A 25,828-nucleotide genomic window follows, 5' to 3' on the forward strand; every position below is an offset into this window, starting at 1 on the left:
AGGGGCAGGGCTCATCGCAGGCGGCTGCACCGCGGCAGTTGCTGGCGATACATCTCGGCGCGGTCGGCAGTCCGGGCCGCGACCCGCACCAGCCAGCTCTTGGAATTGTAGCTGCCGCGGCGATACCCGGCACGCCCCTCGTGATAGGCGAGATACTGGTTTCGTGCATCGGACAGGGAAATGCCAAGCTGGTCACGGGTGCCAACCATATACCAGCCCATGAAGTCCGTTGCGTCCCGGATATTGTCGCGCCGGGCGCGGCGGTTGCCGGTCTCCTTGAGATACTCGTCCCATGTTCCATCCAGCGCCTGGCTATAGCCAAAGGCGGAACTCTGCCGCCCGATGGGGATCACGCCCAGGCTGTAACGGAAGGGCGTGCGTGCATCGGAGACGAATTTGCTTTCCTGGTAGATCGTCGCCATCTGGACGTGCACCGGCACGCCGTATTTGCGCTCCACGGCGCGGAACGCGCGGAGGTAGCCGGGGCGCTGTTCGAGAATCGAACAGGCGTTATCAAGATTGCGCGGTGCCTGGCCGCTGCCTCCGCCGCCCCCACAGGACGCGGCTAGAAGAACGATTACCATCGCGCGAAGCCATCTGCTCATTTGCCTCTCGCTTTATTCTGTTTTTCGTTTTTTCTTGAGTCTACCGCAATGCCGGTCCCGGGGGAATCACAATTCGCGTGATCACGGGTGCATGTTTGCGCAGGGGGCGCATCTGACGGGAATGGACAGTGTGTTTCCAGACAAATTGCCCCGAGGATTCGACAAATTGCCGGTTTTCCGCGTATGTTGAATGCGATATGAGGCCACCTATGCTATCACAACGCGCAAAATACTACATCGGCCAAGTGGTCCGGCACCGCAAACATCCTTTCCGGGGTGTGATCTTTGACGTCGATGCGGAGTTCAACAATACCGAAGAATGGTATGAGGCGATTCCCGAAGACGCTCGCCCGTCCAAGGAACAGCCGTTTTATCATCTGCTCGCGGAAAACGATCAGAGTTTCTACGTGGCTTACGTGTCTGAACAAAATCTCATCGCGGATTACTCCGGTGAGCCGGTCGACCATCCGGACATCCCGGATCTGTTCGGGGCCTTCGAAGATGGCAGCTATGCGCTGCATTTCCAGCTGAACTGACCCCGTTTCAGGCTGCTGCTTGCGCCTCGGATCTGTGCCCACGACAAGATGGGCCCGCGCCGAAGTCGCATGCTCCAACGGCGGCAACGCCCGCGCCTCCTCTGAAGCCGACTGTGGCAACGCTCATGCCCCTCCGAAGCCAACTGCGCTCGCGGCGGGAATGCCTATGCCCCGCTGACTGAGACTGCGCCCCGCCGAACCCGTCGGGGCGCTACTGCGTCACGCCTCTGCCATGGCCTCCGCAACGGTGGTCACAAAGCGGTCGATCGCGTCTTCGCGCATCGACCAGTCACAAACCAGACGCCCGGTCACCGCTTCGTCATCCGGGCCGTTCTCAAGATCGCCCCAACAATGATAGATCGCGCCCTTGGCCTGAACCGCCTTGTGCACGCCGCGCGGCATCGACACGAAGAGCATGTTTGCAGTGGTATCGTTTTCGATTGTGACGCCCTGCGCCTCGAGGCCGGCACGCAGCCGCGCGCCTGACGCGTTGGCACGGGTGGCAAGGTCGCGCCACAGATCATCGGTCAGGTAAGCGTCCATCTGCGCGGCGAGGTAGCGGTGCTTGGAGAACAGGTGGGCCGCGCGTTTGCGGCGCAGTTCGAACTCCCAATCGGCGGTGCCCGCGCCATGGCGGGCGGGATCAAAGATCACCACGGCCTCGACCCCCATCAGGCCGTTCTTGGTGCCGCCGAACACGGCGACATCCACGCCGATCTTCCACGACATTTCCGCCGGTGTTGCGCCAAGCGCCACACAGGCATTGGCAAAGCGCGCACCATCGAGATGCACCGGAAGGTCGTATTCCTGCGCCACGGCGATCAGCGCGCGCATCTCGTCGAGGCTGTAGACATTGCCGCGTTCGGTCACGTTGGTGATCGAGACCGGCCCGCGCTGTGGGCCGTGCACGCCGCGGGTCTCTTCTCCGGCGATGGCGGCGCGCAGCGCTTCGGGTGTCATCCGGTCGCCATCGCCCACAAGGGTCAGCTTGGCGCCACCGGAATAGAACTCCGGTGCGTTGCACTCGTCTTCGTGGATATGGGCCAAGCGCGAACAGAACACCGTCTGCCATGGTTGCCCAAGCGTCGCGAGCGCCAGGGAATTGGCCGCCGTGCCGGTTGCGACGAGATAGACCGCGGCGTCTGGCGCTTCGAAAAGCGTGCGGATCCGGTCGGCCACCGCGCCGGATAGAGGGTCGGACCCATAGGCCATGGCATAGCCTTCATTGGCGCGCGCCATGGCATCGAGCACGGCCTGCGGCACCGGCCCGCCATTGTCGGAGGCAAAATTCATGTCGCTCATCCCAGCGGCTCCTCTATGATGTGATCTTCCCAATCGTCTTCGTCGATGGCGAATTCCGGCACCGTGGCGTCGCGCATCGACACACCCGCCTCGTGCACGCTTTCTGCACGACCGGAAATCAGCGGATGCCAGTCAAAGAGCGGCTTGCCCTCCCACACGAGGCGATAGGCGCAGGTCTCCGGCATCCAGTAGAGGTTGTCCTCCATCGTGGACGGGCTGAGCACGATGCATTCCGGTACGAACTGATGCCGGATCGGGTATTGCGCGCAGCGGCAAGTGCTGTCGTCGAAAAGCCGACAGGCCACGCGCGTCAACGCGACATAGCCCGTGTCCTCGTCCTCGAGCTTGTTCAGGCAACACTTGCCGCAACCGTCGCAGAGCGCTTCCCATTCCCGCTTCGACATGTCCTTGGGCGCCTTGCGTTCCCAATAGCGCGCGGCCAGACCGCCCCGCTCGATCGGATCGCGGGAAGGACGGCTCACAACGCCTCCAGAATCTGCCGGGCGCGCAGGCAATCTGCATCCATCTGCGTGATCAGCGCGTCGAGGCTGTCAAAGGTCTCTTCGGGACGCAGGAACTCGACCAGCCCGACAGACAGCACCGTGCCATAGAGATCGCCGGTGAAATCAAACAGGAAGGTCTCGATATTCGGGGTGTTCTCGCCAAACATCGGCCGCACGCCGACTGAAGCTGCGCCGTGATAAAGTCCCTTGTGTGGTCCCTCGGCAATCTCCACCAGCACCGCATAGACGCCAAAGCGCGGCGGGTGCAGGCCGGTGATCGACATGTTCGCCGTCGGATAGCCAAGCTCGCGTCCGCGCTGTTCGCCACTGATCACGGGCCCTTCGATACGGTGCCAATGTCCCAGCAGCGCCTTGGCATCGCGCGGCCGCCCTTCGCTCAGGGCGCGCCGGATTTCGGTGGAACTGATCTGCACGCCGTTCTCCTCACGCAACCGGGCGATGCTCACGCCGAAGCCAAATCTGTCGCCGAAGCGTTGCAGGTCTTCGACCGTTCCGGCGCGCCCTTTGCCGAAACAAAAATCCGCACCGACCACCACATGCCGCAGGCCAAGCCCCCGGTGGATCACACGCTCCGCGAAATCCTCTGGGGTCAGCGCGGCAAGGTTGCCATTGAAATTGAGCTGATAGAGCCGTTCGACGCCGAGCTTGGCCAATCGCGAGGCGCGGGCGTCCGGACCCATCAGCCGAAACGGCGGGGCTTCGGGGGCAAAGAACTCGCGCGGGTGCGGCTCGAAGGTGAGCACGCCAAGCGGCGCGTCTGGGGCGGCCGCGCGCGCCTGTTCGATCACCGCACGATGGCCAAGATGCACACCGTCGAAATTGCCGATGGCAACCGACGCCCCCCGGTCTTCCTGCGCTGCAAACTGATAGTCTCGGATAATCCGCATGGGTGGGGGGTTAGCGCCGTTGCGATCAGGGCGCAAGCGCCGCTTGGTTTCGGGAAATGGCCTGCGCGATCTCGGCAATACCCTCGGCTATCCGGGCTTCCGGGATCGAGGAATAGCCCAGCCGGTAAAACTGTCTTGGCGGGTTCGGCTCGTCGAAAAACGGCGCTCCGGGCTCGATCAGGACGGAGCGCTCCCGCAGCTGTGCGGCAAGCCGGCTGGTCTCCATCCCCGCCGGTGCTTCCATCCAGACCGAAGAGCCGCCATGCGTGCCCCGTCCGGCAATCTGCAAACCATGTTCGGCAATGGCCTCCTCGATCACCGTGCGGCGGCGCGCAAGCTTGCGGCCCATGCGCCGGATCAGCGCGTCGTAATGGCCCAGCCGCAGGAAATGGGCCGTGGTGCGCTGGATATGACCGGGCGGATGTCGCAAAACTGAGGTCCGCAGCGCGCGCGCCTCGCGGATAAAGGCCTGTGGCCCAACGAGATATCCAAGCCGCAACCCCGGAAACAGCGATTTGGAGAAGCTCCCGGCATAGATCACCCGCCCATCCTGATCGAGGCTTTTGAGCGCCGGGCTTGGCGGGCGCAAATAGGCCATCTCGAACTCGTAATCGTCCTCCACGATGACAGCGCCCAACTCCGCCGCGCGGGCAATCAGCGCGTCCCGCCGGGGTCGTGGCAACGTGGCGGAGGTCGGGCATTGATGCGACGGCGTGGTATAGATCACCTGTGTGCCCTCTGGGATCTCGTCAGGCGTCAACCCGTCCTGGTCAACGGCAACCGGCGTGATCCGTGCCCCCGCATGCAGGAGAAGCGCGCGCAGATCCGGATAGCTCGGGTTCTCGATTGCCACCCGCCGTCCACCCGCCGCAAGGAGCTGTGCTGTCAGCCAAAGCGCGTTTTGGGCACCCATGGTGATCAGGATCTGATCGGGGTCGGCCATGATCCCCCGGCGTGGCAGCGTGTGCCGCACGATGAAGGACACCAGCTCCGGATCGTCGCGATCGAACTGGTCGCGGGTGAGCGCATCGAAGTCCCGCGCGCCAAGCGCCTGCATGGCACAGAGCCGCCAATTGGCATGGTCAAAAAGCTGTGGATCGGTCTGGCCATAGATGAACGGAAAGCGATACTGCGCCCAGTCAGCCGGCTTTTCGAGCCGTGGCGCGCCGGTAAAACGCCGCGCGATGGCCGCGTCCCAATCCACGCGATCGGCCTCGGGTGATTTGGGGAAGAAGGCCGGAGGCTCTGGTGCCCCGTCCGAGACGTAATACCCCGACCGTCCCTTCGAGGTCAGGTAATCATTGGCCAGAAGCTCCGTATAGGCCAGTGTTACCGTGATGCGGCTGACGCCGAGATGCTGGGCCAGCCGGCGCGAGGATGGCAGCTTTTCGCCATGCCGGAACCGGCCTGACAGGATCCCCTCGGCAACCAATTGCTGAATGCGCGCCTGAAGCGTGCCTTGGCCGTCGGGCGGCAATTGAAAGGTTTCGACGGGGATCGCCATGCCGGTCAGCTTAAGCTGGACATAGCTCTTGTGCAATCTGGACCTATCGCAGCGTGGCTCAGGCTTGTGATCCCCGTCGCGGCGGACCATCGGATCGCATCCCCGCGCGACGTCGCGGGAAGGGGCATGCCGCGCGCACCCCAAGCCCGGCCTGGGCCGCGACAGAGCGCCGTGGGAATGTCAGGCCGTGACCCGCGCACCAAAGATCGCCGAGCCAACCCGCACATGCGTGGCACCGAGGGCAATAGCCTGTTCGAAATCGCCGGACATGCCCATGGACAGGCCCGACAACCCGTTGCGCTCTGCCAGCTTCTTCAGAAGCGAGAAATGCAGCGACGGGGTCTCGTCCACGGGCGGAATGCACATCAGCCCCATGATCGGCAGATCGAGCGCGCGGCACTCGGCCACGAACCCGTCCGTCTCGGCGGGCAGGATGCCGGCTTTCTGCTCCTCTTCGCCGGTATTGACCTGGATGAAGAGATCGGGGCAATGCCCCATCTCCTGCGCCAGCCGGGCAATGCTGCGCGCCAGTTTTGGCCGGTCCAGCGAGTGGATCGCTTCGAAAAGCTCCATCGCCTGCCGGGCCTTGTTGCTCTGCAAGGGGCCGATCAAATGCACCGCCACGCCGTCAAACCGGTCCCGGAATGCGGGCCATTTGCCTGCCGCCTCCTGAACGCGGTTCTCACCAAAGAGCCTGTGGCCTTGTTCGAGGACCGCTTCGACACGCTCCAGCGGCTGCACTTTGCTCACCGCAATCAGCGCCACCTCCTTCGCATCGCGACCGGCTTCCTCGCAGGCCTTGGTCACCGCTTGCGTCACGTCGTTCAATCCCATGTCTCGTCTCCCCATGCCGCGATGAAGGGCGCCATTCTGGTCTCGTAGCGGCGCCACGCCTCACGCCTTGCGTGGCTGATCGGCGCACGCACCTGCGCAAGGCTCAACGTCTGGACGGTGCCTTTGGTGGCCGCCGCGTCCAGCACGCGGTCTTGCCACTCCAGCCCCACATGTTCCAGAAGCGCGCGTGCCACCGGCTCCGGTTCCGATACCAGATCCTCGTAGCGGACCTCGTGGATCACCCCGGGCATCCGCCCTTTCCAATACGCGATGATAGCGCGGAAGCGTTTGATTTCATCGGCAATATCGGCCCAATCATTGGCGTAGCGATGGGTGCCGATCTGGAAATGATTGCGCCACATGGACAGGGCGACGGCGCGTGGGTCACGCGTGACAATCACGATGCGCGCCTCGGGGAGCATCGCGCGGATCCAGCCAAGCATCTGAAAATTGCGGATGCTCTTGTCGGTCACCACACCCTCTGTCGCCCCGGTGTCGCGCGTCATGAGCCGCGCCACCGTAGCGGCATAGGTGGCGCGCTCCGGCGCCGGGATCTGCGAAAGCGGCGTCATCACACCCTCCCGCTCGAACTGGCGCACCGCGACGCGCAGGATATGGCCCATCTCGCCACCGGCCCGCGCGTGGTCATGTCGCCCGATGATCTGTTCGACAAGCGTGGTGCCCGACCGAGGCAACCCGCAGACGATCACCGGTCGCGGCGTCATGCGGCCTTGCGGCGGCGTGAGGTCGGCGTCGGCCTGCGCGTCGCGCATGGCCAGCCAATCGGAGTCACGCGCCGCGCGGTCATACGGGGCGAGCGATTTCTGGATCGCGTTGGCACGGTCAAGCACCGCCATCGCCTTGTCCGGATCGCCGGTATCATCCAGCGCCTTGGCCAGCGCAAAACCAAGGTGCATCCGTTTTGTCTCGGGCAAGGTCTTGTCGGCCCAGAGCTTTCGCATTTGCCGCAAAACCGGATCGCCCTTGGGCAGTCGGGTGCCGCCAAGGAAAATGCTATAGAGTTCGGCCTCGCCGGGATGGCGCTTGATCAGCTTGCGAAAGATCGCTGCCGCCTCCTCGAATCGGCCCAAGGCCTGTAGAAAGCGAGCCTTCTCGGCCTGTGGCGCGATGGATTTCGCAGGGCTGAGCGCGGTCGCCCGGTCATAAGCGGCAAGCGCTTTCTCGGTTTCGCCCACCTGACCATAGCGCTCGGCGAGCGCAAGCTGGGCGCGTGGGCTGTCCGGCGAGAGGGCTGCGACCCGTTCAAGCTGGGCGACGCTCTGCGCGGCGTCTCCCGTCTCCCACGCGATGCGCGACAGATAGACATGCGACTCGGCATGGGTCGGGGCGGATTTCAGGATAGTCTCAAAGCACGCGCGCGCACGGTCGAACCGGGCTTCGGCGAAGGCCTTGCGCCCGGCTTCAAGCGTGCCTTGCAATCCGGTCGCCGCCTGACGCGGCCGAGGGGTGGGTCTGAGGGGCATGAAACGCGATCTCTCCTGCCCCCTTGAGTTAGCGGGCAAGCCCGGAAAAGAAAAGCGCCCCCGCGCATCGGCAAGACGGAACACCGTGCAAGCCAGATCCTGACGCCGGCTTGGCGGTCTGTGCTCCAGACCCTTCTCAGGGTCAGCACCGGGCTCAATTCCGGCACGGCCTTGACCCGATTTATCGGGGGACCTGAAAAAAACGGCGCCTCAAAAAAGAAAAGAGCGGGCACAAGGCCCGCTCTCTCTTTGCCAATATGGCGTGAACTTAGAAGTTCATGCGCAGACCGAGCGAGAAGCTGTCCGGCGAACCGGCGAAGTCGTTCTCGGACTCGCCCTGGCCGTAGCCGAGCTGGGCGCTCAGACCGCCACCGAGGTCGTAGGACGCTGCCAGACCGAAGCCGGAGGTGTCCGCACCGAAGTTGGTGTCGTACTGACCGTAGTTGATGCCAACAGCGATGTTGTTCATCTCGTAGCCGAAGCCGATCGAGGTGTACTTCACTTCGTTGTCGTTACCTTTGAAGTCCAGCTGCGAGTAGCTGATCGCCGCGGTCAGGCCGTTGGAGAGCGTGCCGTCGAGGCTGATACCCCAGAGGTCCGCACCGTTGTCGCCGTCCACGGTCTGGTAACCGATACCAACGCCGACTGTGCCGTTGGAGATGTCAGCGTTGTAGCGAACACCGAGGCCCCAGATGGTCTCGCCGAGGAGCTCGTCGCCGGCTGCGTTCTCAACGTTGTTACCTTCAGCAACCTGCTCGGCGGAGAGGTGTGCCGTGAAGCCGGAGAAGGTGTAGGAGAAGCGTGCGATCTGACCGTCACCGATCTGGCTGTCCAGACCGTTGTTCAGGTTGATGGCGGGGTGCGCCCAACCAAGGTGACCTGTTTCGTCGTCCCGGATGGAACCACCGGCCAGAGCCGTTTCCTTGATGACTGCGTCGAACGCGCCGTCGGTGTCACCCATGTCGAGGCGTGCGTTGCCGTATGCCACGAAGAAGGTTGCGCCGCCGTCGTCACGGTCGTTGTTGCCCGCTGTGCCGAAGCCTTCGTCGAGGTCGACGGTGGCACCGAAGGTCAGGCCGTTGTCGGCTTCGCCGGACATTGCGAACACAACGTCGACGTCGGTGTGGAATGCGGTTTCAACGGTGTCCGTGTCGCCGGTCACTGCGTTGAACGCGGAGCCACCGAAGACACCGATTTCGGCGTTACCGGTGATGTTGATGGTGCCGGCGCCAGAGCCGGTCACTTCTGCGGATGCGATGCCAGCGGTCGCTACCAGTGCGGTGCTCGCAAACAGGATCTTTTTCATTGTTTCCCTCATGTGTTCAAAGGCACGTACCAATCCGGAGATGCCCGGTTTTGATGCACCGTCTATGCGCCTCAGCGGGTGGTGTTCGCAAGCCCTGCGCAAATTGGGGCGCCAACAAGGCCATCAGTGATGCAGCTATGCCACAAACCGGGGCCGGGCCGGGCGGGATCTGCGCATCTTATACTGAAAACACGGTTTTTCGCCTGTCCCCGACCGCCTCACTATTCTCTCTTTCTGTCGCCATCTCGTGCGAAAGGGGCGTGACACTGGCCGGTGCAGCGGTGCTTGGATGCGGGTGAATCGCGCCATCAGCGCTCGCTGCCATCGCAGATCGGGGGCGAATCCGACGCGCTCCCCCGGGTCTGATCGTGAGTCCGGCGGCAAGGGCGGCGCCCGGCATCCAGGCAGGGGCAGACCCCTTCAAGCGGTGTGAAACCCGCGCTTCGCCGCTGCAACAATTGCCTGTCAAACCGCGCACGGGCAATGCTCGGGACGCGGTTGCGACATGCCAAAGAGACGGGAGACTGAGAATGACGCCTTGCCGCAACCGCGCGGGACGCGTATTCAAAACCCCGAGAAATCGGTTCGGCCGCACGCAGGAGTGCCTTTGATGACTATGTCGCGTAAACTATTCGGGCTGACTTTGGCCGGCGCGCTGCTGTTTCTGGCGGGGTGCGGGGCGTTCGGGAGCCGCGAGGCCGCGCCAGCGGAAACGCCGCCGGCTGACGAGATCATTGACAGTATCCTCTACGAAGACGGTCGCCGCCCGCGCAGCACGCTGTGGGATTTCTTCCGGTCTCGCCCCGATCAGGGCCAGATTGGCGCAGTGAACCGCTATATCTGGAATGCGGCGCTGGAGACGTTGAACTTCCTGCCGGTCGAATCGGCGGATCCGTTCACCGGTGTGATCTCGACGGGCTATGGCACGCCGCCGGGAGGCGGGCGCGCCTATCGCGCGACGATCTATGTGTCCGACCCGGCGCTTGATGCGCGGTCGCTCAACATCGCGATGCAAACGCGCGGCGGCGCCGTGGACCCCGCGACGGTGCGCGCCATCGAAGACGCGATCCTGACCCGCGCGCGTCAGCTGCGGGCCCGCGACAGCCGGTTCTGACCCATTGCAAAGCGCGTCCGGCCCCGCGAGGGCGAACCGGACGGGATCGGGGTGGCCTGTGCCGCCCCGTTTTGTTTTGCGTCGGGCCTTGGCGCTTGGGCTGCGGCGGTTCCGGGGATGCCGGGGTTCCGGGGTTTCAGGCATGCCTAGGTTTCAGGCAGGCCGGGATTTCAGGCAGGCCGGGCGCGCCCCGACGTCGCTCCGCTTCTCCAACGGGCGCCGCTTTGGCGTCCGTCCGGTCAGGCCAGAACCGGCCGCGCGTCCAGCTTGGCGAGGTCTTCGACCCACTTGATGTGCTTGGGCAGACAGATCGATTGCAGGTTATAGTTCTCCACCACGTGGGCGCGGGCATTCTCGCCCATGCGCTGCCGCGTCGCCGGGTCGTCAAGCAGCGCGTCAAGCCGCTCGACCAGCCCGTCTTTGTCGAAGAAATCCACCATCCAGCCGGTTTCGCCCTCGGTGATCGCTTCTTTGACCGGCGCGGTGTCTGAGGCGAGGATCGCGCAGCCTGCCGACATCGATTCGAGCAGGGACCAGCTGAGCACGAAGGGATAGGTCAGATAGACATGGGCCGTGCTGACCTGGATCATCGACAGGTAGGTGTCATAGGGCACGCGCCCCATGAAATGCACCCGATTCCAATGCGGTGTCGGGATGCGCCCGCGCACCTCGTCGATGAAGATCTGTTTCCATGTCTTGCCATCGGGCGCCTTGGAGCCATAGCTGACTTCGTCGCCGCCGATCAGCACCACATGCGCGGATTTGCGCCGTTTCAGGATCTCCGGCAGCGCGCGCATGAAGATGTGGTAGCCGCGATAGGGTTCGAGATTGCGGTTGATGAAGGTGATCACCTCGTCATTGCGGGTCAGCGTGAGGTCGTCGGAGACCTTGAGGGCGGCATTCGGGTTTGGCACCACGAGATCGGTATCGACCCCGTCATGGGCGACCGTGATCCGCTCCTGCCAACGGTCGGGAAAGGTCGAGGCCTGAAAGCGCGTGGGGGAGATGCCGGCATCCATGATCTCTTCGTGCATCCGGTTGTTGAGGTTCTTCATCCGGATCCGGAACCTGTCCGCTTCGAGGTTCCTGGTTTCGAATTCCGGATCGAACCCGACAAAGGGGGGCTCGGTGAGGTGGTAGAGCTCGCAATACAGCCCGAGCCGTGCCTGCGGCCACACGTCCTTGAGGAACATCGACTCGCCCCATCCGTGATGGGCGCAGATCACGTCGGGCTCGAAGCCGCGTTGCTTGAGTGCCTTGGCGCCCACATAGCAGGAGGTTGCGCGGATCACCTTGGTTTCGAAATCCGCAAGCCAGCGGTGGATCTTGGGGCTCGACTGGCCCTTGATTTCATAGGGCACGATCTGGACGCCCTTCCAGACCGCCGGTTCCTTGACCTTGCAGGTCAGCGCCACGACCTGGTGCCCCATTTCGACGAGCGCAGGGGCAAGGTGTTTGTATTGTCCGGGGAAGTTTTGGTGAATCAACAGGATTTTCATAAAGTCTCGGGCTCTTGGCTGCACGGTCAGGGATTTGTGACACGCCGCGCGCGCGCTGCCAATGGGGGCATCGCGCGATTGCCGAGGCGGCGCGGGCCGCTGCCGCTCACCCGCCTCTTGCGTGGCGGTTTCGCCATGGTCGCGGCGGTCCGGACGGCGCGGCGCCGCGATGGCCCCGCCTGCTGGCGCCATCAGCCCACTGGACGCGCCGCCCTCCCCGGCCTATTCACTGCGCCGAAGAGGCCCGTCCGCCCGGGCCGCCCAGCCGATCCAAGGAACGCGCCCGATGTCCGCAAAAGACGCCCGTTACACACCCTCAGAGACCGAGCCGAAATGGCAGCACGCCTGGGAAGAGGCGGGCACTTTTCGCGCCACGCGGGACGGGGGAAAGCCGAAATATTACGTGCTGGAGATGTTTCCCTATCCATCGGGGCGCATCCATATCGGTCACGTGCGCAACTACACGATGGGTGACGTGATCGCGCGCTACAAGCTGGCCACGGGCCACAACGTTCTGCATCCGATGGGGTTCGACGCGTTCGGCATGCCGGCAGAGAACGCGGCCATGGCCTCTGGCGGGCATCCCAAGGACTGGACCTATTCCAACATCGACACGATGGTCAGCCAGATGAAGCCGTTGGGCTTCGGGCTGGACTGGTCGCGCATGTTTGCCACCTGTGACCCGGAATATTACGGTCAGCAACAGGCACTGTTCCTCGATTTCCTCGAAAAGGGGTTGGTCTACCGCAAGAACGCGGTGGTCAACTGGGATCCGGTGGACATGACCGTGCTTGCCAATGAGCAGGTCGAGAACGGGCGCGGCTGGCGCTCCGGCGCGCTGGTCGAGCGGCGTGAACTGACCCAGTGGTTCTTCCGCATCTCCGATTATTCGGAAGAGCTGCTTGATGCGATCGACAGGCTCGATGACTGGCCGGCCAAGGTCAAGCTGATGCAGGCCAACTGGATCGGGCGCTCGCGCGGGCTGCAATTTGCCTTCTCCCTGATCGACGGGCCGGACGGTCATGACCGCGTGGAGGTCTATACAACGCGGCCCGACACGCTGATGGGCGCGAGCTTTGTCGGGATTTCGCCGGACCACCCGCTGGCGCGGCAGTTGGAAAAGGACAATGCGGACCTGGCTGAATTCAACGCTGAGTGCCGCCGCATGGGCACCTCGGAAGAGGATCTCGAAAAGGCCGAAAAGAAGGGCTTCGATACCGGGCTCAAGGTGCGGCACCCGTTTGATACGGCGTGGGAGCTGCCGGTTTACGTAGCCAATTTCATCCTGATGGATTACGGCACGGGCGCGATTTTCGGCTGCCCGGCCCATGACCAGCGCGACCTTGATTTTGCGCGGAAATATGCCTTGCCGGTTGTTTCGACCTACGTGCCTCTGGACCCGGCGGAGACCGGGAAAACGGGGGGGCAGCCCCCCGCGCCCCCCGGGATTGATGAGGCCCAAAGAAGCGGGGACGCGCTTCCCGAAGAGGGCGGGGCGGCGTTTGTGCCAGCCAAGACCGAGCGCGTGCATTATGTGAAAGGCTTTGCCGGGGCTGCCGTGCAGACCGGCGAAGAGGGCATCGATGCGGCCATCGCCTTTTGCGAGCAGAACGGCGTCGGACATGGCGTGACCAAGTATCGGTTGCGCGACTGGGGGCTGTCGCGCCAGCGTTACTGGGGGTGCCCGATCCCGGTGGTGCATTGCGAAGCCTGTGGCGTGGTGCCGGAAAAGAAAGAGAACCTGCCGATCGCGCTGCCGGACGATGTGAGCTTCGATCAGCCGGGCAATCCGCTCGACCGGCACCCAACATGGCGCGATTGTGCCTGCCCGTCCTGCGGCGCGCCGGCGCAGCGGGAAACCGACACGATGGATACGTTTGTCGATTCGTCGTGGTATTTTGCACGCTTCACCGCACCCCGTGCCGAAACGCCAACCGATATGGAGGCGGCGGAATACTGGATGAATGTCGACCAGTATATCGGGGGCATCGAGCATGCGATCCTGCACCTTTTGTATTCGCGGTTCTTTGCCCGCGCCATGCAGATGACGGGCCATCTTCCGGAGAAATGCGCCGAGCCGTTCAACGCGCTGTTCACGCAGGGCATGGTCACCCATGCGATTTACCAGACACGCGGCACGGATGGCCGGCCTGTCTATCATTACCCGGAAGAGGTGACGCTGCGCGACGGCAGCGGTTTTCTTGCCGACGGCACGGAGGTCGAGATCATCCCCTCGGCCAAGATGTCGAAATCGAAGAACAATGTCGTCGATCCGGTGGCGATCATCGACACCTATGGAGCCGATACCGCGCGGTGGTTCGTGTTGTCCGACAGCCCGCCGGAGCGCGACGTGGAGTGGACCGCCGCAGGCGCGGAGGCGGCGCACAAGCACCTTGCGCGGGTCTACCGGATTGCTTCCGAGGTGGCGGTGTCAGAGGTCGGCCCTTCGGATGGGGACGAGGCGCTGTTGCGCGAGATGCACAAGGCGATCCATGACGTGACCATGGGGGTTGAGAGCTTCGGCTTCAACGCCGCCATCGCACGGCTGTATGCCTTCACCAATGCGTTGGCGAAATCCGACGCGGGCGGGGAGGCCAAGCGGCAGGCGATGCGCACGCTGGCGCAGCTCATGGCGCCGATGACGCCGCACCTCTCCGAGGAGATCTGGTCCATGCTTGGAGGCGTGGGGCTTATCGCCAATGCGGACTGGCCCAAAGCGGACGAGTCGATGCTGGTCGAGGAGACGGTAACGCTGCCGATCCAGATCAACGGGAAGCGTCGCGGCGAGATGGTCGTGCCGCGGGATCTGCCGAAAGACGCGGTTGAAAAAGCCGCGCTGGCCCATGATGCTGTGAAAAAGGCGCTCGGCGACGGGCAGCCGAAAAAGCTCATCGTGGTGCCGGGGCGGATTGTGAATGTGGTTGTCTGAAGACGGTCGGAGCATATCGGGCACGGCGTCTGCGCGCCGCGCGGCCCGGACAGGCGGCCCGGGCGTGAAAGCGCTCCCGTCGGGCCAGACGGCGTCTGCGCGCCGCGCGGAATCTGACCCGCAAGGTGCGCCTTTGGGGCTGACGCGGCGCGCGCTGCTTGTGGCGCTTGGCGGGTCGGGTCTGACGGCCTGCGGGTTCCAGCCGGTCTACGGGCCCGGCGGCGGCGGTCGGGCGCTTGAGGGCCAGATCGCGCTCAGCGCGGCGGAAACGCCCGAATCCTACGCGTTCAACCGCCGGTTCGAAGAACGGCTTGGCCGCTCCACCGCCGCGCCGTGGCAACTCGGGGTGCAGATCCAGACCGATCAGCAGGATCTCGGCTCCACCTCCACAGGCTCGATCACGCGGTATCGCATCATCGGGCGCGCGCAATACGCGCTTATGCCCGCCGGGAGCAAGACCGCGGTCATCGAGGGACGCACCAACGCGTTCACGGGCTATTCCACCACCGGGTCCACCGTGGCGACGCTGGCGGCGGAACGCGACGCCCGCGAGCGGCTCATGGTGATTCTGGCCGATCAGGTGATCGATTCGCTGATACTGCGCGCGCCGGATCTTGGCGCGCCGTCCTGACATGCAGCGTTCAGCGGATCCCGTCACCCCATGAAGCTTTCTCCCCGCGACGCGCAGGCTTTTTTCCAGCGGCCGGACCCGAACGCGGCAGGGGTTCTCATTTTCGGCGAGGATACCATGCGCGTTGCGATGAAACGCGCCGAAACCGTCGCCGCGATGGTCGGGCCGGGTGCAGAGGAGGAGATGCGCCTCACGCGGCTCGCCGGAGCGGACCTGCGCAAGGAACCGGCCCTGTTGCTCGACGCGGTAAAGGCGCAGGGGTTTTTCCCCGGACCGCGCGCGGTTGTGGTGGACGAGGCGACCGACGGACTGGCCAAGACCTTCGGCGCCGCGCTCACCGACTGGCGCCCGGGCGACGCGCAGATCGTTGCAACCGCGGCTTTGCTGCCGGCGCGCTCTGCCCTGCGCAAGCTCTTCGAAGCGGCGCCGAATGCGTTTTGTGCCGCGCTCTACAGCGACCCGATGGGCCGTGCGGAGATCGAGGCCGAGCTGGCCCGCGCGGGTCTGACTGCGCTCGACCGCGACGCCATGGCCGCGCTTGAGGAATTGGCGCGCGGGCTCACTCCCGGAGATTTCCGCCAGACGCTGGAAAAGATCGCGCTCTACAAGATCGGCGATACAACGCCGCTGTCACCGGATGAGATCGCCCTGATGGCGCCGGCCTCTGTCGAAGCGGATGTGGATGACGTGCTGCATGTGCTGGCCGAAGGGCGGATCGCGGACATCGCGCCGGTCATGGCGCGGCTCACCGCGCAGGGTGTCACCCCCGTCACTCTCGTCATCATGGGCGCGCGGCACTTCCGCATGCTTTATACCATCGCTTCGGCCCCCGGCGGCCCGCAGCAGGGCATCGGCAAGCTGCGCCCGCCGGTTTTTGGCCCCCGTCGCGACCGGATGCTGCGGCAGGCCGGGCGCTGGCGGCTGGACCGGCTCGAAGATGCGCTGCGCGTGATCATGGAAACCGACCTTGCCCTGCGGTCCGCGGGACAACGCGCGCCGGCCATGGCGCTGGTTGAACGTGCCTTTGTCCGACTTGCCTACATGGCGCGGGCGTCTTGAGAAGAAAGGAATAACGCCAATGAGTTACGCTGTTTACGGCGCGCGGGCGACCCGCACGTTCCGGGTGCTATGGCTGCTTGAGGAACTGGGCGCGGATTACACGCACCACGCGGTCAAACCGCATGATCCCGTTCTCACCGCGCTGGCGCCGCTTGGCAAGGTGCCGGTGCTTGTGGATGGCGACGCGGTCATCGGCGACAGCAGCGCGATCCTGACCCATCTCGCCGACAAGCATGGCGCGTTCACCGCCCCTGCGGGCAGCGTGGCCCGCGCCCGGCAGGATGCCTGGACCTTTCGCATCCTGGACGAGGTCGAAGGGCCGCTGTGGATGGCCGCGAAACACAGTTTCATCCTTCCGGAGCAAGAGCGGGTCGCGGCTGTCAAACCAAGCTGCAAGGCGGAATACGCGCGGGCGATCACCCGCATTTTTGACGAGGCCGAAGGCCCTTATCTCACCGGCGACGCGCTCACCGTGCCCGATATCGTTCTGGGGCATTGCGGGGGTTGGGCCAAGAATGCGGGCTTCCCGGAGCCAACCGCCGCCTTTGCCGCTTATCTCGAACGGGTGCGCGCCCGCCCGGCCTTCAAGGCCGCGGCCGCGCTCTGAGCCCGTCCCGATGGCGGGTGCCGCGCGGGGCGGGCCGATGCTGCCCGCCGCCCTGTGCGGGCGTGATCAGCCTTCGCCCTTGTCGGTGACGTTTTCCTTGAAGGCCTTTTCGAAGGCGGCCTGCTTGTTCGGATCGGCGGGGGTCTGGTTCTGCGCGCGCCAGTCATCGTAAGGCATGCCGTAATAGATCTCGCGCGCCTCTGCCTTGTCCATCTCGATGCCGCGCTCGTTTGCGGCTTCCTGATACCAGCGCGACAGGCAATTGCGGCAGAACCCACCGAGGGTCATCAGGTCAATATTCTGCACGTCCGGGCGGTCCTGCATCAGGTGCTGGCGCAGGCGGCGAAAGGCGGCGGCTTCGATCTCCGTGCGGGTGGCGTCATCCATGGTGTCTCTCCTCGTTCAGGGCTTTCGCAGGCCGGGGCGGCCAGGCGCCGCCCGTGACTGTCAGGCCGGTTTGCTCTCCAAGATAGGGGCGGGCGCGTCCGGTTTCATCCGCGCGCGTGCGTCGGTCAGCCAGAGCGCAAGATGCTCTCCCCACCATGACTGCCCGGCGCGATCCTCGATCAGGTCGTTCCGGATCTCGATCAGGGTGTTGTGGCGTCCGCGCTGGCGGGCATGGCGGTCCACCGCATCGCCGGGCAAATGGCCGGGATACGGCGCGTTGCGCCCGACGCACAGCGTCGGTTCCTCCGCAATGCGCGCGATCAGAGGGTCGGACAGGCGGCGGTCTTCCGCATGCAGGATGCCGATATGCCAGGGCCGCGCGGGCCGACCGCGCAACTGCTGTGTAAAGGAATGCACCGACACGATGGCCACGTCCTCCCTGCGCCCGGCCAACGCCGCCAGTGCTTCGTCATAGGGTCGGTAATAGGCGGCCAGCCGCCGCTCGCGTTCGGCGGCATCCACTGCCCGGTTGCCGGGAATCACCGAGCCGTCATAGAGCTTCATGATCAGGGTAGGATCGTCCTCTCCGCGGTTCGGGTCGATCACCAGCCGCGAGAAGTTCGACGCGATCACCGGCGCGCCCAACGCCTCACCAAGCGCGCGGGCAACGCCGAACGCGCCTACATCATAGGCAATATGCCGCGCCATGTCCGAGGGATGCAGGCCGAGGCTTCCGCCAAGATCGGGTGGCACGGTATTGGTTGCATGATCGCAGGTAATGAGCCACGGGCTCTGGCGGTCGGCGCCAATGGTGGTAAAGGGCACATAGGTCATGCCCCTGTCTTGTCCCGTTGGCACAGCCATGACAAGCCCGCAGCCTTTATTTGCCGCGCGGGTGTCGCACCTTGCGGATGGACAGGGGTCGTGTTAGCGGTAACGCAAATTTTCAGTCTCCCGGCCATCGGGCCGTGCGCAGGCAGAAGGAAGGACAAAATACCATGAAGCGGGAACGACGCGTCAAGATCGTGGCCACCCTCGGGCCGGCCTCTTCGGACTACAAGATGATCCGCGCCCTGCACGAGGCCGGAGCGGATGTGTTCCGTCTCAACATGAGCCATGGCAGCCACGAGGAAATCGCCGAACGCCATGCGATCATCCGGCAGGTCGAGGCCGATTGCGAAAGCCCGATCGCGATTCTCGCGGATCTTCAGGGGCCCAAGCTGCGGGTTGGCACCTTTGCCAATGGCGAGGAGGAGCTTGAAGAGGGGGCCGCGTTCCGGCTCGATCTCGACGAGACGCCCGGAACGATCGACCGTGTGAACCTGCCGCATCCGGAGATTTTTGCCGCGCTCGAAGAGGGTGCGCATCTGCTGGTCAACGACGGCAAGATCCGGCTCAAGGTGCAGGCCTGCGGCACCGATTTCGCCGATTGCACCGTGGTCACCGGGGGCACGATCTCCAACCGCAAGGGCGTGAACGTGCCGGATGTGGTGCTGCCGCTGGCCGCGCTTTCCGACAAGGATCGCAGCGATCTGGAGTTTGTCTCCGCGCTGGGCGTCGACTGGCTGGCGCTGAGCTTCGTGCAGCGTGCCGCCGATGTCGAGGAGGCCCGCGCGCTCTGCAAGGGCCGCGCCGCGATCCTGTCGAAGATCGAAAAGCCCGCCGCCGTGAAGGCGTTTGAAGAGATCCTCGCGGTCTCCGATGGCATCATGGTCGCGCGCGGCGATCTCGGCGTGGAGCTTCCGGTGCAGAACGTTCCGCCGATCCAGAAACGTCTGGTGCGCAAATGCCGGGCTGCGGCCAAGCCCGTGATCGTTGCGACCCAGATGCTCGAATCGATGATCGAGAGCCCGATGCCGACCCGCGCGGAAGTCTCCGACGTCGCCACCGCGATCTACGAAGGCGCCGACGCGATCATGCTCTCTGCGGAATCTGCGGCGGGCGATTACCCGATCGAGGCGGTCTCCACCATGGACAATGTCGCCCGCGAGGTCGAATCGGACCCGACCTATCTCGAGATCATGACGGCATCGCGGTCCGTGAACCGCCGCTCCGTGGCCGACGGCATTGTCTCCGCGGCCCGCGAACTGTCCGAAACCGCCGACATCAAGGCGATCTGCTGTTTCACCTCGTCCGGCACAACCGCGTCCCTCGTGGCACGCGAGCGCCCGCCGGTGCCGATTATCGCGATGACGTCCGACGCGGCTACCGCACGCCGGCTGTCGCTGATCTGGGGCACACATTGCGAGACAACGACGGTGCTCGAACGCTTCAAGCAGGCGGTTGTCAAAGCAGCCCGCGCGGCGCGCCATCATGGCTACGCCTCCAACGAGGACCTGATCGTGCTGACCGCCGGTGTGCCTTTCAACACGGCCGGAACAACCAACATCTTGCGTGTGGCGCCCTGTGACGAACGTTTGATCTACAGCACCGATCCAGAGTAACCTTGCGTCAACGCGGGCAATTGTGCAGGCAGGAAAATGGATCCGGATCTCGCTCTGGTAATCGGGCTGGTGCTGGCGGTGTTGTCGGTGCCTTCCATCATATCGGCCTTCTCGAACAACCGGACGCCACGGGTGGCAACAATTGCCCTCATGGCGGGCGGCGGATTGATCGTTTATGCGATCAATGCCAGTCCGTCCGGCTACACGCTGCAGGAGATCCCCGAGGCGATTTTCCGCGTGTTGAGCAGGGTCCTCTGATTTAGCGGCGAACCGTCGCCGAAGCCACGTGGCGGTCTTTTCGGCAAGGGGACAACCAAGAGGCCCCGATCCGCCCGTCGCGTTGCTGCCGGTTGTCGGGCACTTTCCGGTCTTATGGCTCCCGAAGGTCATGGGGCTCCCGAAGGTCATTACGTTCCTGTCGGTTGATTGGCTCCTGTAAGGTGTTCCGCTCCTGCCGTCTGTGCCGCTCCTGCCGCCTGTGCCGCTCCTGCCGTCTGTGCCGCTCCTGCCGCCTGTTCCGCTCCTGCCGCCTGCAACACTCCTGACGCCTGTTCCGCGCCCGTCGGGTGTTCCGCTCCCATTGCAGGAGACGCTGATCCCAATCGCGCAATCGCCGGGCGTCAGGCCCTTGATGGCCGCGGGCCGCGTATCTCAGCCTGCGCGGGGCGCTCTTCCTGCCGCTGGCCCCTGCCGCTCGCGCCGCCGCACCCAGCCGCGCACCGGGGTTTTGCTCCAACGAAGAGCGTCCCGGTCACATCGGGCTTCTCGCGCGGTGCGCTATTCCCGCCCGGGCGCGCAATCCGGGGCAGGGCACAACCGTGCACGTCACGCCAATCTGCTGATGCCGGAGGTTCTTGGAGATTGCAGCGCTGCGGTGGACCGGCCGTAATGGGTCGCCGCGGGCGGGGCCCCCTCCGCGCCCTGCAACGGCTGGGAAGACGCGCCGGGCATCGTGCGTCCCGTCCCGGCTTTCACCACAACGGACCCGATGCTGGCTGCCGAGGGCACGCCGGGAGCGTGGCGTGGGGCCTGCTCTGCGGCATCGCGGGCTGCCGGCCTCTGCGTCCCGTCCCCCGCGCTGGCTGTTCCGCCAAGCCCGGACCCGCCAAGCCCGGACCCACCAAATCCGGATCCGCGTGCCCCGGGCCCACCGACCACCCTCTCGCCAGATCCGGACCCGGCTGTCTCCAACCTGTCCGCCTCCGGCGCCTCGGGCGCAAAGACCCCGCTCATCCCGCGCCGCGTTGCGGCGTCCGCCAGACCCTGCACATGGTGGCGCAGGGCGCTGCCCGCCCCCCGCGCCGCCTCTGACGCCTGCCGCGCGAGCTCCGCCACGGCGCGCGCAACAGCGCTCTGTTTTGACGCCCCGCCGCTTGGGGGGCGCGTCGCTCCGCCAGACTCCATCCTTGATCTCCATCGTTTGCGGGTATCCCACGACAAAATCCTGAAGATTGCGCTAAAATTCCTGTCAATTCCGCATCGCCCGGCAATTTTCCGACAGGACCGGGAAGTTCTCCTCGGGGCCCTTGCCAAGCCTGTCAGGCTCGTCTACACGGCGCCTTCGGATCCGCGCTTCCGGCCCAAGTGGCATGCCGAGTCGCGCGAAGCGGGTCACGACAAGATAAGGAGACCGAAATGCCCAAGATGAAGACCAAGTCGAGCGCCAAGAAGCGCTTCAAGGTCACCGCCACCGGCAAGGTGGTCGGCGGCCAGGCCGGCAAGCGCCACGGCATGATCAAGCGCCATAAGAAATTCATTCGCGATGCTCGCGGCACCACGACGCTCTCCGAGCCCGATGCCAAGATCATCAAGGGCTTCATGCCCTACGACCGCTAAGAGGAGGATCCCCTATGTCTCGAGTCAAAGGCGGAACCGTTACTCACGCGCGCCACAAGAAGATCACCAAGGCAGCCAAAGGCTACTACGGTCGTCGCAAGAACACCTTCAAGGTGGCCGCACAGGCCGTCGACAAGGCCAACCAATACGCCACGCGCGACCGCAAGAACCGCAAGCGCAACTTCCGCGCGCTGTGGATCCAGCGGATCAACGCCGCCGTGCGCATGCATGACGAAGGGCTGACCTATTCGCGCTTCATCAACGGCCTGAACCTTGCAGGTATCGAAGTGGACCGTAAAGTGCTCGCTGACCTCGCGGTGCATGAGCCCGAAGCCTTCGGTGCCATCGTCGCACAGGCGAAAAGCGCGCTTCCAGCCTGAGGTCAAGCGACCCAATAAACTCATGCGAAAGCCCGGCAGAGATGCCGGGCTTTTTCTTGTTTGCGGGCATTGTCGCACGGATCGGGTGAGCGTCGCATTGCGGCTCTACGGCACGGTATCATGCGGATGTTTCGATGACCGGAATGCCAAGCGCGGTATGGCGCTTGTGCAGGGCGCGGCGGATCTGGATTTCCGCGAGCTTTCGGTCGAAGCTTCTTGCCATTCGGCGTGGCGCCTCAATGGCACACAACACAGATCGGTCTCGACGCGGCGCCTGCGGTGATATCCGCGCCATCGCTGCGACAGCGTGCGATCCATCAGGCGCGCTGCGTTTTCGGCTTGGGTCCGGGCGATGGTTCCCGCGCTTGCAGGCTGCAACGGATTGGCGTTTTTTGCGCGGCGAAATTCCCGCATGCGTATTCGGGGGGCAACCGCGTCGCGGCAATGACGCGTCACGAATGCCCTTTCAGCAGGGTCCGATCCGGTCTCCTGGTTGGGCGAGTATTGGTCCTGCAACTCAGGCACCATGACCGCACCCGATCCATTTATCGAACCTGCCGCGCCCGGAGGTGATGCGCGACAGGCCCGGACCTGTGCGCCGCGTGGGACGCGACGAGGCGTGACACGCAAGGCACAGGCCAAACACGCTACCACGCACATTTTGGAGCCAGCCGCCCAAGCGGGCCAGTGAGAATGCCTCTTCCCCTGACGCGCCCAGCGCTTGCCACGCCGGGCGCGGGCCGCGCGGCTTGCATCATTTGAAACACTGCAACCGGATCGATCCTTGACGCTAGTGCGATATCGGACTATTTAGTTCGACATCGCACTATAATACGTCCACACCCGCCGAATTCAGGAGCCGACATGACCCTTTCCCGCCGCAAAGCCCTCTTCCTGGTCGGAGGTGGCGCTATCCTCGCCGCGTCCGGCGCTGCCGCCTATTCCGTCACCCGCAATCCGCAAAGCGCACTTGCGCCATGGTCCACGGCCGGGGCAGAGACGGAGATCCGCCGCAAGGCGCTGTCCTACGCGCTGCTCGCGCCCAACCCGCACAATCGCCAGCCCTGGATCGTGGATCTTGCCACCGATGGCGAGGTGACGCTCTCTGTCGACACGGCGCGCCTTTTGCCCGCGACCGACCCGTTCAGCCGCCAGATCACCATCGGGCTGGGGTGTTTTCTCGAACTGATGCGCATGGCCGCCGCCGAAGATGGCTACCGCGTGACGCTCGACCTTTTCCCGGAGGGCGAGGACGCCGCAGCGCTTGACAGGCGCCCCGTCGCCCGCGCGCAATTCATCGCCGACCCCGCCATCAGCCCCGATCCGCTCTTTGCCCATGTCATGAACCGCCGCTCGCTCAAGGAGCCCTACGACACCACGCGCGCGGTTGACCCCGCCGTGCTCGACACGCTTGCCGCCGCCAACACCGCCGGAACGCGCTTTGGGGGCACGGTCGATCCCGACGACATCGCGCGTTTCCGTGCGCTCAGCCGTGAGGCGCTGCGCATCGAGATCGAGACCCCGCACACCTATCGCGAAAGCGTCGATCTCTTCCGCATCGGTCACCGCGAGGTCGACGCCAATCCCGATGGCATCGATTTCACCGGCCCGATGTTCGAATCGCTGCGCCTAGCCGGGCTGTTCAACCGGGACATCGCGCTCGACACGGCCTCCATCGCCTATAATGCCGGGCTTGATGCGGTTTACGCCAATACCGACACCGCGATGGGCCATATCTGGATCTCGACCCCCACCAACACCCGCACCGATCAGATCATCTCGGGGGCTGACTGGATCCGACTCAATCTGGCGGGCACCGCGATCGGTTTGTCGATGCAGCCGCTCAGCCAGGCATTGCAGGAATACCCCGAGATGGATGCCCTCTATGCGCAGATCCACGAGACGTTGGTGCCTGACGGTGGAACCCTTCAGATGTTTGCCCGAATAGGGTATGGGCCAGATACGGCGCCCTCTCCGCGCTGGCCTCTGGATGCCAAGATTGCCCGAAGCTGATCAAAACCTATCGATGTATTTCTCGCTCTTCAACGAGGTGGGGATCATCAATCAACTCTCCAGCAGCCTTCTGGAGCGGCACTTGCCGCATGGGCTGCTGGTCTCGCATTTCTCTGTGCTCAACCATCTGACACGTCTGGGGGATGGCAAAACACCATTGCAGATGGCGCGTGCCTTTCAGGTGCCCAAGACGACGATGACGCACACGCTCGCCGGGTTGGAGAAGGCCGGGCTGATCCGCTTTGTGCCCAATCCGGCGGACGGGCGGTCGAAATGCGTCATGCTGACCGAAGCGGGCGCCAATGTCCGGGCCGAGGCCATCGCCGCCATGGGGCCGGACGTCGCGACACTCTCCGCCGTTGTCCCGCCGGAGCGCGTCGCCGCGATCCTGCCCGTGCTCGAAGAGCTGCGCCGCTATCTCGACAGCGCCCGTGACGCGCCCCAACCGCCATCGTAAGCGCGCAGCCCCCGCCACCGAGGCAGGGCGCCCACACATCCATGCGGGGCGGTCGGCAATTCCTGAGCGACCCCGCGCTTGCATTCCGCGCCCCGCGCCGCTAGCAGAACAAAGCATTTTTCACGGGGACCGACATGGACGAGCTGCGCGACAAATATATCGACGCGATCGCAAACGCCTCTGACGAAGCCGCTCTTGAGGCGCTGCGTGTGCAGGCCGTGGGCAAGAAGGGCGAGGTCAGCCTCAAGATGCGCGAACTGGGCAAGATGACGCCCGAAGAGCGCCAGGTTGCAGGCCCCGCGCTCAACGCGCTGAAAACCGAGATCAACGCTGCACTGGCCGCGCGCAAGGCGTCGCTGGCCGACGCCGCGCTCGAAGAGCGGCTCAAAACCGAATGGCTGGATGTCACGTTGCCGTCGCGTGGGCGTCGGATCGGCACGATCCATCCCGTGAGCCAGGTCACCGAAGAGGTCACCGCGATCTTCGCCGATATGGGCTTCTCCGTGGCCGAAGGTCCGCAGATCGACAGCGACTGGTATAATTTCGACGCGCTCAACATTCCCGGTCATCACCCCGCCCGCGCCGAGATGGATACGTTCTACATGCACCGCGCCGAGGGCGACAATCGCCCGCCGCATGTGCTGCGCACCCATACTTCGCCGGTGCAGATCCGGCATATGGAAAAACACGGCGCACCCTGCCGGATCATCGCACCGGGTCGGGTGTATCGCGCCGACTACGACCAGACGCACACGCCGATGTTCCATCAGGTCGAAGGGCTTGCCCTGGATCGAGACATCTCCATGGCAAACCTGAAATGGGTGCTGGAGGCGTTCTTCTCCGCGTTTTTCGGAACGTCTGTGAAGACCCGTTTCCGCGCGTCGCATTTCCCCTTCGTGGAGCCCGGTGCCGAGGTCGACATCCAGTGCAGTTTCGAAGGGGGCACGGTCAAGGTCGGGGAAGGCGATGACTGGCTCGAAGTCCTCGGCTCGGGCATGGTGCATCCATCGGTCCTGCGCGCCGGTGGCGTCGACCCCGATACATATCAGGGCTTTGCCTTTGGCATGGGCATTGACCGGATTGCCATGCTGAAATACGGCATCCCCGACCTGCGCGCGTTCTTCGAGAGCGACCTGCGCTGGCTGAAACACTACGGGTTTTCCGCCCTTGAGGTTCCGACGCTGCATGGTGGGCTGTAAGCAACAAGCGCACAACGCCGTCTGACGGCTCTCGGACGGTGACGTTTCTGGCTGTGCCTGCTGGTTCGGGACCACTGACACGCTGCGGTTGGGTTGTTGCCTCGTGTGCCATGACAGCCTGTGTTCCGGTCAGGCGTTCGCGGGCCGGGGAGGTTTCAATCTGAAGGGGGGCTTGCAAGCCACCGAGCCTTGATGCTGCTCTGTGCTCTGTGCTCTGTGCTCTGTGCTCTGTGCTCTGTGCTCTGTGCTCTGTGCTCTGTGCTCTGTGCTCTGTGCTCTGTGCTCTGTGCT

At 64.4% G+C, this 25,828-nt stretch carries 25 protein-coding genes; 13 read left to right on the forward strand and 12 right to left on the reverse strand.

The window, feature by feature from the left end; genetic code table 11:
• Window positions 1-11 precede the first annotated feature (11 nt).
• Window positions 12-605: a lytic transglycosylase gene (locus J1C49_RS02255; protein ID WP_227444164.1), complete on the reverse strand. Its 594-nt coding sequence runs from the start codon at window positions 603-605 to the stop codon at window positions 12-14.
• A gap of 209 nt (window positions 606-814) precedes the next feature.
• Here J1C49_RS02255 and hspQ point away from each other — a divergent pair, with 209 nt between their 5' ends.
• A complete protein-coding gene (gene hspQ, locus J1C49_RS02260) occupies window positions 815-1,141 on the forward strand; it encodes a heat shock protein HspQ (protein WP_227444165.1) in 327 nt (108 codons plus the stop codon).
• A 219-nt stretch (window positions 1,142-1,360) separates the two neighbouring features.
• On the opposite strand, the gene J1C49_RS02265 is transcribed toward hspQ, so the two are convergent.
• From J1C49_RS02265 to J1C49_RS02295, 7 genes are all read right to left on the reverse strand, one after another.
• Window positions 1,361-2,434 carry a low specificity L-threonine aldolase gene (locus J1C49_RS02265; protein ID WP_227444196.1) on the reverse strand — a complete coding sequence of 358 codons (1,074 nt, stop codon included), beginning with the start codon at window positions 2,432-2,434 and terminating at the stop codon, window positions 1,361-1,363.
• A gap of 5 nt (window positions 2,435-2,439) precedes the next feature.
• A complete protein-coding gene (locus J1C49_RS02270) occupies window positions 2,440-2,925 on the reverse strand; it encodes a YcgN family cysteine cluster protein (protein WP_227444166.1) in 486 nt (161 codons plus the stop codon).
• Entirely contained in the window at window positions 2,922-3,854 is a 933-nt protein-coding gene (locus J1C49_RS02275; protein WP_227444167.1) for a bifunctional riboflavin kinase/FAD synthetase, read from the reverse strand. The genes J1C49_RS02270 and J1C49_RS02275 overlap by 4 nt, the downstream gene beginning before the upstream one ends.
• Before the next feature lie 25 nt (window positions 3,855-3,879).
• Window positions 3,880-5,358: a PLP-dependent aminotransferase family protein gene (locus J1C49_RS02280; RefSeq protein ID WP_227444197.1), complete on the reverse strand. Its 1,479-nt coding sequence runs from the start codon at window positions 5,356-5,358 to the stop codon at window positions 3,880-3,882.
• 180 nt (window positions 5,359-5,538) lie between these two features.
• Complete coding sequence (locus J1C49_RS02285) at window positions 5,539-6,192, reverse strand: YggS family pyridoxal phosphate-dependent enzyme (protein ID WP_227444168.1); 654 nt, start codon at window positions 6,190-6,192, stop codon at window positions 5,539-5,541.
• Window positions 6,183-7,676 carry a sulfotransferase gene (locus J1C49_RS02290; protein WP_227444169.1) on the reverse strand — a complete coding sequence of 498 codons (1,494 nt, stop codon included), beginning with the start codon at window positions 7,674-7,676 and terminating at the stop codon, window positions 6,183-6,185. Before J1C49_RS02290 ends, J1C49_RS02285 begins: the two co-directional genes overlap by 10 nt.
• Window positions 7,677-7,944: 268 nt before the next feature.
• Complete coding sequence (locus J1C49_RS02295; RefSeq protein ID WP_227444170.1) at window positions 7,945-8,982, reverse strand: porin; 1,038 nt, start codon at window positions 8,980-8,982, stop codon at window positions 7,945-7,947.
• Window positions 8,983-9,592: 610 nt separating this feature from the next.
• Between J1C49_RS02295 and J1C49_RS02300 the strand changes: the two genes are divergently transcribed.
• Entirely contained in the window at window positions 9,593-10,096 is a 504-nt protein-coding gene (locus J1C49_RS02300; RefSeq protein ID WP_227444171.1) for a DUF3576 domain-containing protein, read from the forward strand.
• A gap of 239 nt (window positions 10,097-10,335) precedes the next feature.
• On the opposite strand, the gene J1C49_RS02305 is transcribed toward J1C49_RS02300, so the two are convergent.
• A complete protein-coding gene (locus J1C49_RS02305; RefSeq protein ID WP_227444172.1) occupies window positions 10,336-11,595 on the reverse strand; it encodes a glycosyltransferase in 1,260 nt (419 codons plus the stop codon).
• Window positions 11,596-11,881: 286 nt separating this feature from the next.
• Between J1C49_RS02305 and leuS the strand changes: the two genes are divergently transcribed.
• The 4 genes from leuS to J1C49_RS02325 all read left to right on the forward strand — a co-directional run bounded on the left by leuS (window position 11,882) and on the right by J1C49_RS02325 (window position 16,821).
• Window positions 11,882-14,524 carry a leucine--tRNA ligase gene (gene leuS / locus J1C49_RS02310; RefSeq protein WP_227444173.1) on the forward strand — a complete coding sequence of 881 codons (2,643 nt, stop codon included), beginning with the start codon at window positions 11,882-11,884 and terminating at the stop codon, window positions 14,522-14,524.
• A gap of 64 nt (window positions 14,525-14,588) precedes the next feature.
• Complete coding sequence (gene lptE, locus J1C49_RS02315; RefSeq protein WP_227444174.1) at window positions 14,589-15,155, forward strand: LPS assembly lipoprotein LptE; 567 nt, start codon at window positions 14,589-14,591, stop codon at window positions 15,153-15,155.
• A gap of 30 nt (window positions 15,156-15,185) precedes the next feature.
• Window positions 15,186-16,214 carry a DNA polymerase III subunit delta gene (gene holA, locus J1C49_RS02320; protein WP_227444175.1) on the forward strand — a complete coding sequence of 343 codons (1,029 nt, stop codon included), beginning with the start codon at window positions 15,186-15,188 and terminating at the stop codon, window positions 16,212-16,214.
• A 19-nt stretch (window positions 16,215-16,233) separates the two neighbouring features.
• Window positions 16,234-16,821 (forward strand): glutathione S-transferase family protein, encoded by a 588-nt coding sequence (locus J1C49_RS02325; protein WP_227444176.1) that lies wholly within the window; start codon window positions 16,234-16,236, stop codon window positions 16,819-16,821.
• 66 nt (window positions 16,822-16,887) lie between these two features.
• Here the strand turns inward: J1C49_RS02325 and J1C49_RS02330 are convergent, their stop codons facing one another.
• Both J1C49_RS02330 and J1C49_RS02335 read right to left on the reverse strand, forming a co-directional pair.
• A complete protein-coding gene (locus tag J1C49_RS02330; RefSeq protein WP_227444177.1) occupies window positions 16,888-17,208 on the reverse strand; it encodes a DUF1244 domain-containing protein in 321 nt (106 codons plus the stop codon).
• A 60-nt stretch (window positions 17,209-17,268) separates the two neighbouring features.
• Complete coding sequence (locus J1C49_RS02335; RefSeq protein WP_227444178.1) at window positions 17,269-18,042, reverse strand: N-formylglutamate amidohydrolase; 774 nt, start codon at window positions 18,040-18,042, stop codon at window positions 17,269-17,271.
• Between the two features lie 164 nt (window positions 18,043-18,206).
• Here J1C49_RS02335 and pyk point away from each other — a divergent pair, with 164 nt between their 5' ends.
• The gene (gene pyk, locus J1C49_RS02340) at window positions 18,207-19,652 is read left to right on the forward strand and encodes a pyruvate kinase (protein ID WP_227444179.1); all 1,446 of its coding nucleotides are present in this window, start codon (window positions 18,207-18,209) and stop codon (window positions 19,650-19,652) included.
• 36 nt (window positions 19,653-19,688) lie between these two features.
• Window positions 19,689-19,910, forward strand: a complete 222-nt coding sequence (locus J1C49_RS02345) for a hypothetical protein (protein ID WP_227444180.1) — start codon at window positions 19,689-19,691, stop codon at window positions 19,908-19,910.
• 567 nt (window positions 19,911-20,477) lie between these two features.
• On the opposite strand, the gene J1C49_RS02350 is transcribed toward J1C49_RS02345, so the two are convergent.
• Window positions 20,478-21,056 carry a hypothetical protein gene (locus J1C49_RS02350; protein ID WP_227444181.1) on the reverse strand — a complete coding sequence of 193 codons (579 nt, stop codon included), beginning with the start codon at window positions 21,054-21,056 and terminating at the stop codon, window positions 20,478-20,480.
• A gap of 231 nt (window positions 21,057-21,287) precedes the next feature.
• Between J1C49_RS02350 and rpmI the strand changes: the two genes are divergently transcribed.
• The 5 genes from rpmI (at window position 21,288) to pheS (ending at window position 25,537) form a co-directional block, all read left to right on the forward strand.
• Window positions 21,288-21,488, forward strand: a complete 201-nt coding sequence (gene rpmI, locus J1C49_RS02355) for a 50S ribosomal protein L35 (RefSeq protein ID WP_227444182.1) — start codon at window positions 21,288-21,290, stop codon at window positions 21,486-21,488.
• A gap of 14 nt (window positions 21,489-21,502) precedes the next feature.
• Window positions 21,503-21,868 carry a 50S ribosomal protein L20 gene (gene rplT, locus J1C49_RS02360; protein WP_227444183.1) on the forward strand — a complete coding sequence of 122 codons (366 nt, stop codon included), beginning with the start codon at window positions 21,503-21,505 and terminating at the stop codon, window positions 21,866-21,868.
• 864 nt (window positions 21,869-22,732) lie between these two features.
• A complete protein-coding gene (locus J1C49_RS02365) occupies window positions 22,733-23,881 on the forward strand; it encodes a twin-arginine translocation pathway signal protein (RefSeq protein ID WP_227444184.1) in 1,149 nt (382 codons plus the stop codon).
• On the forward strand, window positions 23,868-24,338 hold the full coding sequence (locus tag J1C49_RS02370) for a MarR family winged helix-turn-helix transcriptional regulator (protein ID WP_227444185.1): 471 nt from the start codon (window positions 23,868-23,870) through the stop codon (window positions 24,336-24,338). Before J1C49_RS02365 ends, J1C49_RS02370 begins: the two co-directional genes overlap by 14 nt.
• Window positions 24,339-24,472: 134 nt before the next feature.
• Window positions 24,473-25,537, forward strand: a complete 1,065-nt coding sequence (gene pheS / locus J1C49_RS02375) for a phenylalanine--tRNA ligase subunit alpha (RefSeq protein WP_227444186.1) — start codon at window positions 24,473-24,475, stop codon at window positions 25,535-25,537.
• Window positions 25,538-25,828: the final 291 nt, after the last annotated feature.

It is taken from the genome of Cognatishimia sp. F0-27 (assembly GCF_020667845.1).
GTDB lineage: Bacteria > Pseudomonadota > Alphaproteobacteria > Rhodobacterales > Rhodobacteraceae > JAFMPQ01.

Bases quoted from the DNA above. Each gene is read 5' to 3' on its own strand.
- J1C49_RS02255 (WP_227444164.1), bottom strand. From the start codon at position 605: ATGAGCAGATGGCTTCGCGCGATGGTAATCGTTCTTCTAGCCGCGTCC.
- hspQ (WP_227444165.1), top strand. From the start codon at position 815: ATGCTATCACAACGCGCAAAATACTACATCGGCCAAGTGGTCCGGCAC.
- J1C49_RS02265 (WP_227444196.1), bottom strand. From the start codon at position 2,434: ATGAATTTTGCCTCCGACAATGGCGGGCCGGTGCCGCAGGCCGTGCTC.
- J1C49_RS02275 (WP_227444167.1), bottom strand. From the start codon at position 3,854: ATGCGGATTATCCGAGACTATCAGTTTGCAGCGCAGGAAGACCGGGGG.
- J1C49_RS02280 (WP_227444197.1), bottom strand. From the start codon at position 5,358: ATGGCGATCCCCGTCGAAACCTTTCAATTGCCGCCCGACGGCCAAGGC.
- J1C49_RS02285 (WP_227444168.1), bottom strand. From the start codon at position 6,192: ATGGGATTGAACGACGTGACGCAAGCGGTGACCAAGGCCTGCGAGGAA.
- J1C49_RS02290 (WP_227444169.1), bottom strand. From the start codon at position 7,676: ATGCCCCTCAGACCCACCCCTCGGCCGCGTCAGGCGGCGACCGGATTG.
- J1C49_RS02295 (WP_227444170.1), bottom strand. From the start codon at position 8,982: ATGAAAAAGATCCTGTTTGCGAGCACCGCACTGGTAGCGACCGCTGGC.
- J1C49_RS02300 (WP_227444171.1), top strand. From the start codon at position 9,593: ATGACTATGTCGCGTAAACTATTCGGGCTGACTTTGGCCGGCGCGCTG.
- J1C49_RS02305 (WP_227444172.1), bottom strand. From the start codon at position 11,595: ATGAAAATCCTGTTGATTCACCAAAACTTCCCCGGACAATACAAACAC.
- leuS (WP_227444173.1), top strand. From the start codon at position 11,882: ATGTCCGCAAAAGACGCCCGTTACACACCCTCAGAGACCGAGCCGAAA.
- holA (WP_227444175.1), top strand. From the start codon at position 15,186: ATGAAGCTTTCTCCCCGCGACGCGCAGGCTTTTTTCCAGCGGCCGGAC.
- J1C49_RS02325 (WP_227444176.1), top strand. From the start codon at position 16,234: ATGAGTTACGCTGTTTACGGCGCGCGGGCGACCCGCACGTTCCGGGTG.
- J1C49_RS02330 (WP_227444177.1), bottom strand. From the start codon at position 17,208: ATGGATGACGCCACCCGCACGGAGATCGAAGCCGCCGCCTTTCGCCGC.
- J1C49_RS02335 (WP_227444178.1), bottom strand. From the start codon at position 18,042: ATGACCTATGTGCCCTTTACCACCATTGGCGCCGACCGCCAGAGCCCG.
- pyk (WP_227444179.1), top strand. From the start codon at position 18,207: ATGAAGCGGGAACGACGCGTCAAGATCGTGGCCACCCTCGGGCCGGCC.
- J1C49_RS02345 (WP_227444180.1), top strand. From the start codon at position 19,689: ATGGATCCGGATCTCGCTCTGGTAATCGGGCTGGTGCTGGCGGTGTTG.
- J1C49_RS02350 (WP_227444181.1), bottom strand. From the start codon at position 21,056: ATGGAGTCTGGCGGAGCGACGCGCCCCCCAAGCGGCGGGGCGTCAAAA.
- rpmI (WP_227444182.1), top strand. From the start codon at position 21,288: ATGCCCAAGATGAAGACCAAGTCGAGCGCCAAGAAGCGCTTCAAGGTC.
- rplT (WP_227444183.1), top strand. From the start codon at position 21,503: ATGTCTCGAGTCAAAGGCGGAACCGTTACTCACGCGCGCCACAAGAAG.
- J1C49_RS02365 (WP_227444184.1), top strand. From the start codon at position 22,733: ATGACCCTTTCCCGCCGCAAAGCCCTCTTCCTGGTCGGAGGTGGCGCT.
- pheS (WP_227444186.1), top strand. From the start codon at position 24,473: ATGGACGAGCTGCGCGACAAATATATCGACGCGATCGCAAACGCCTCT.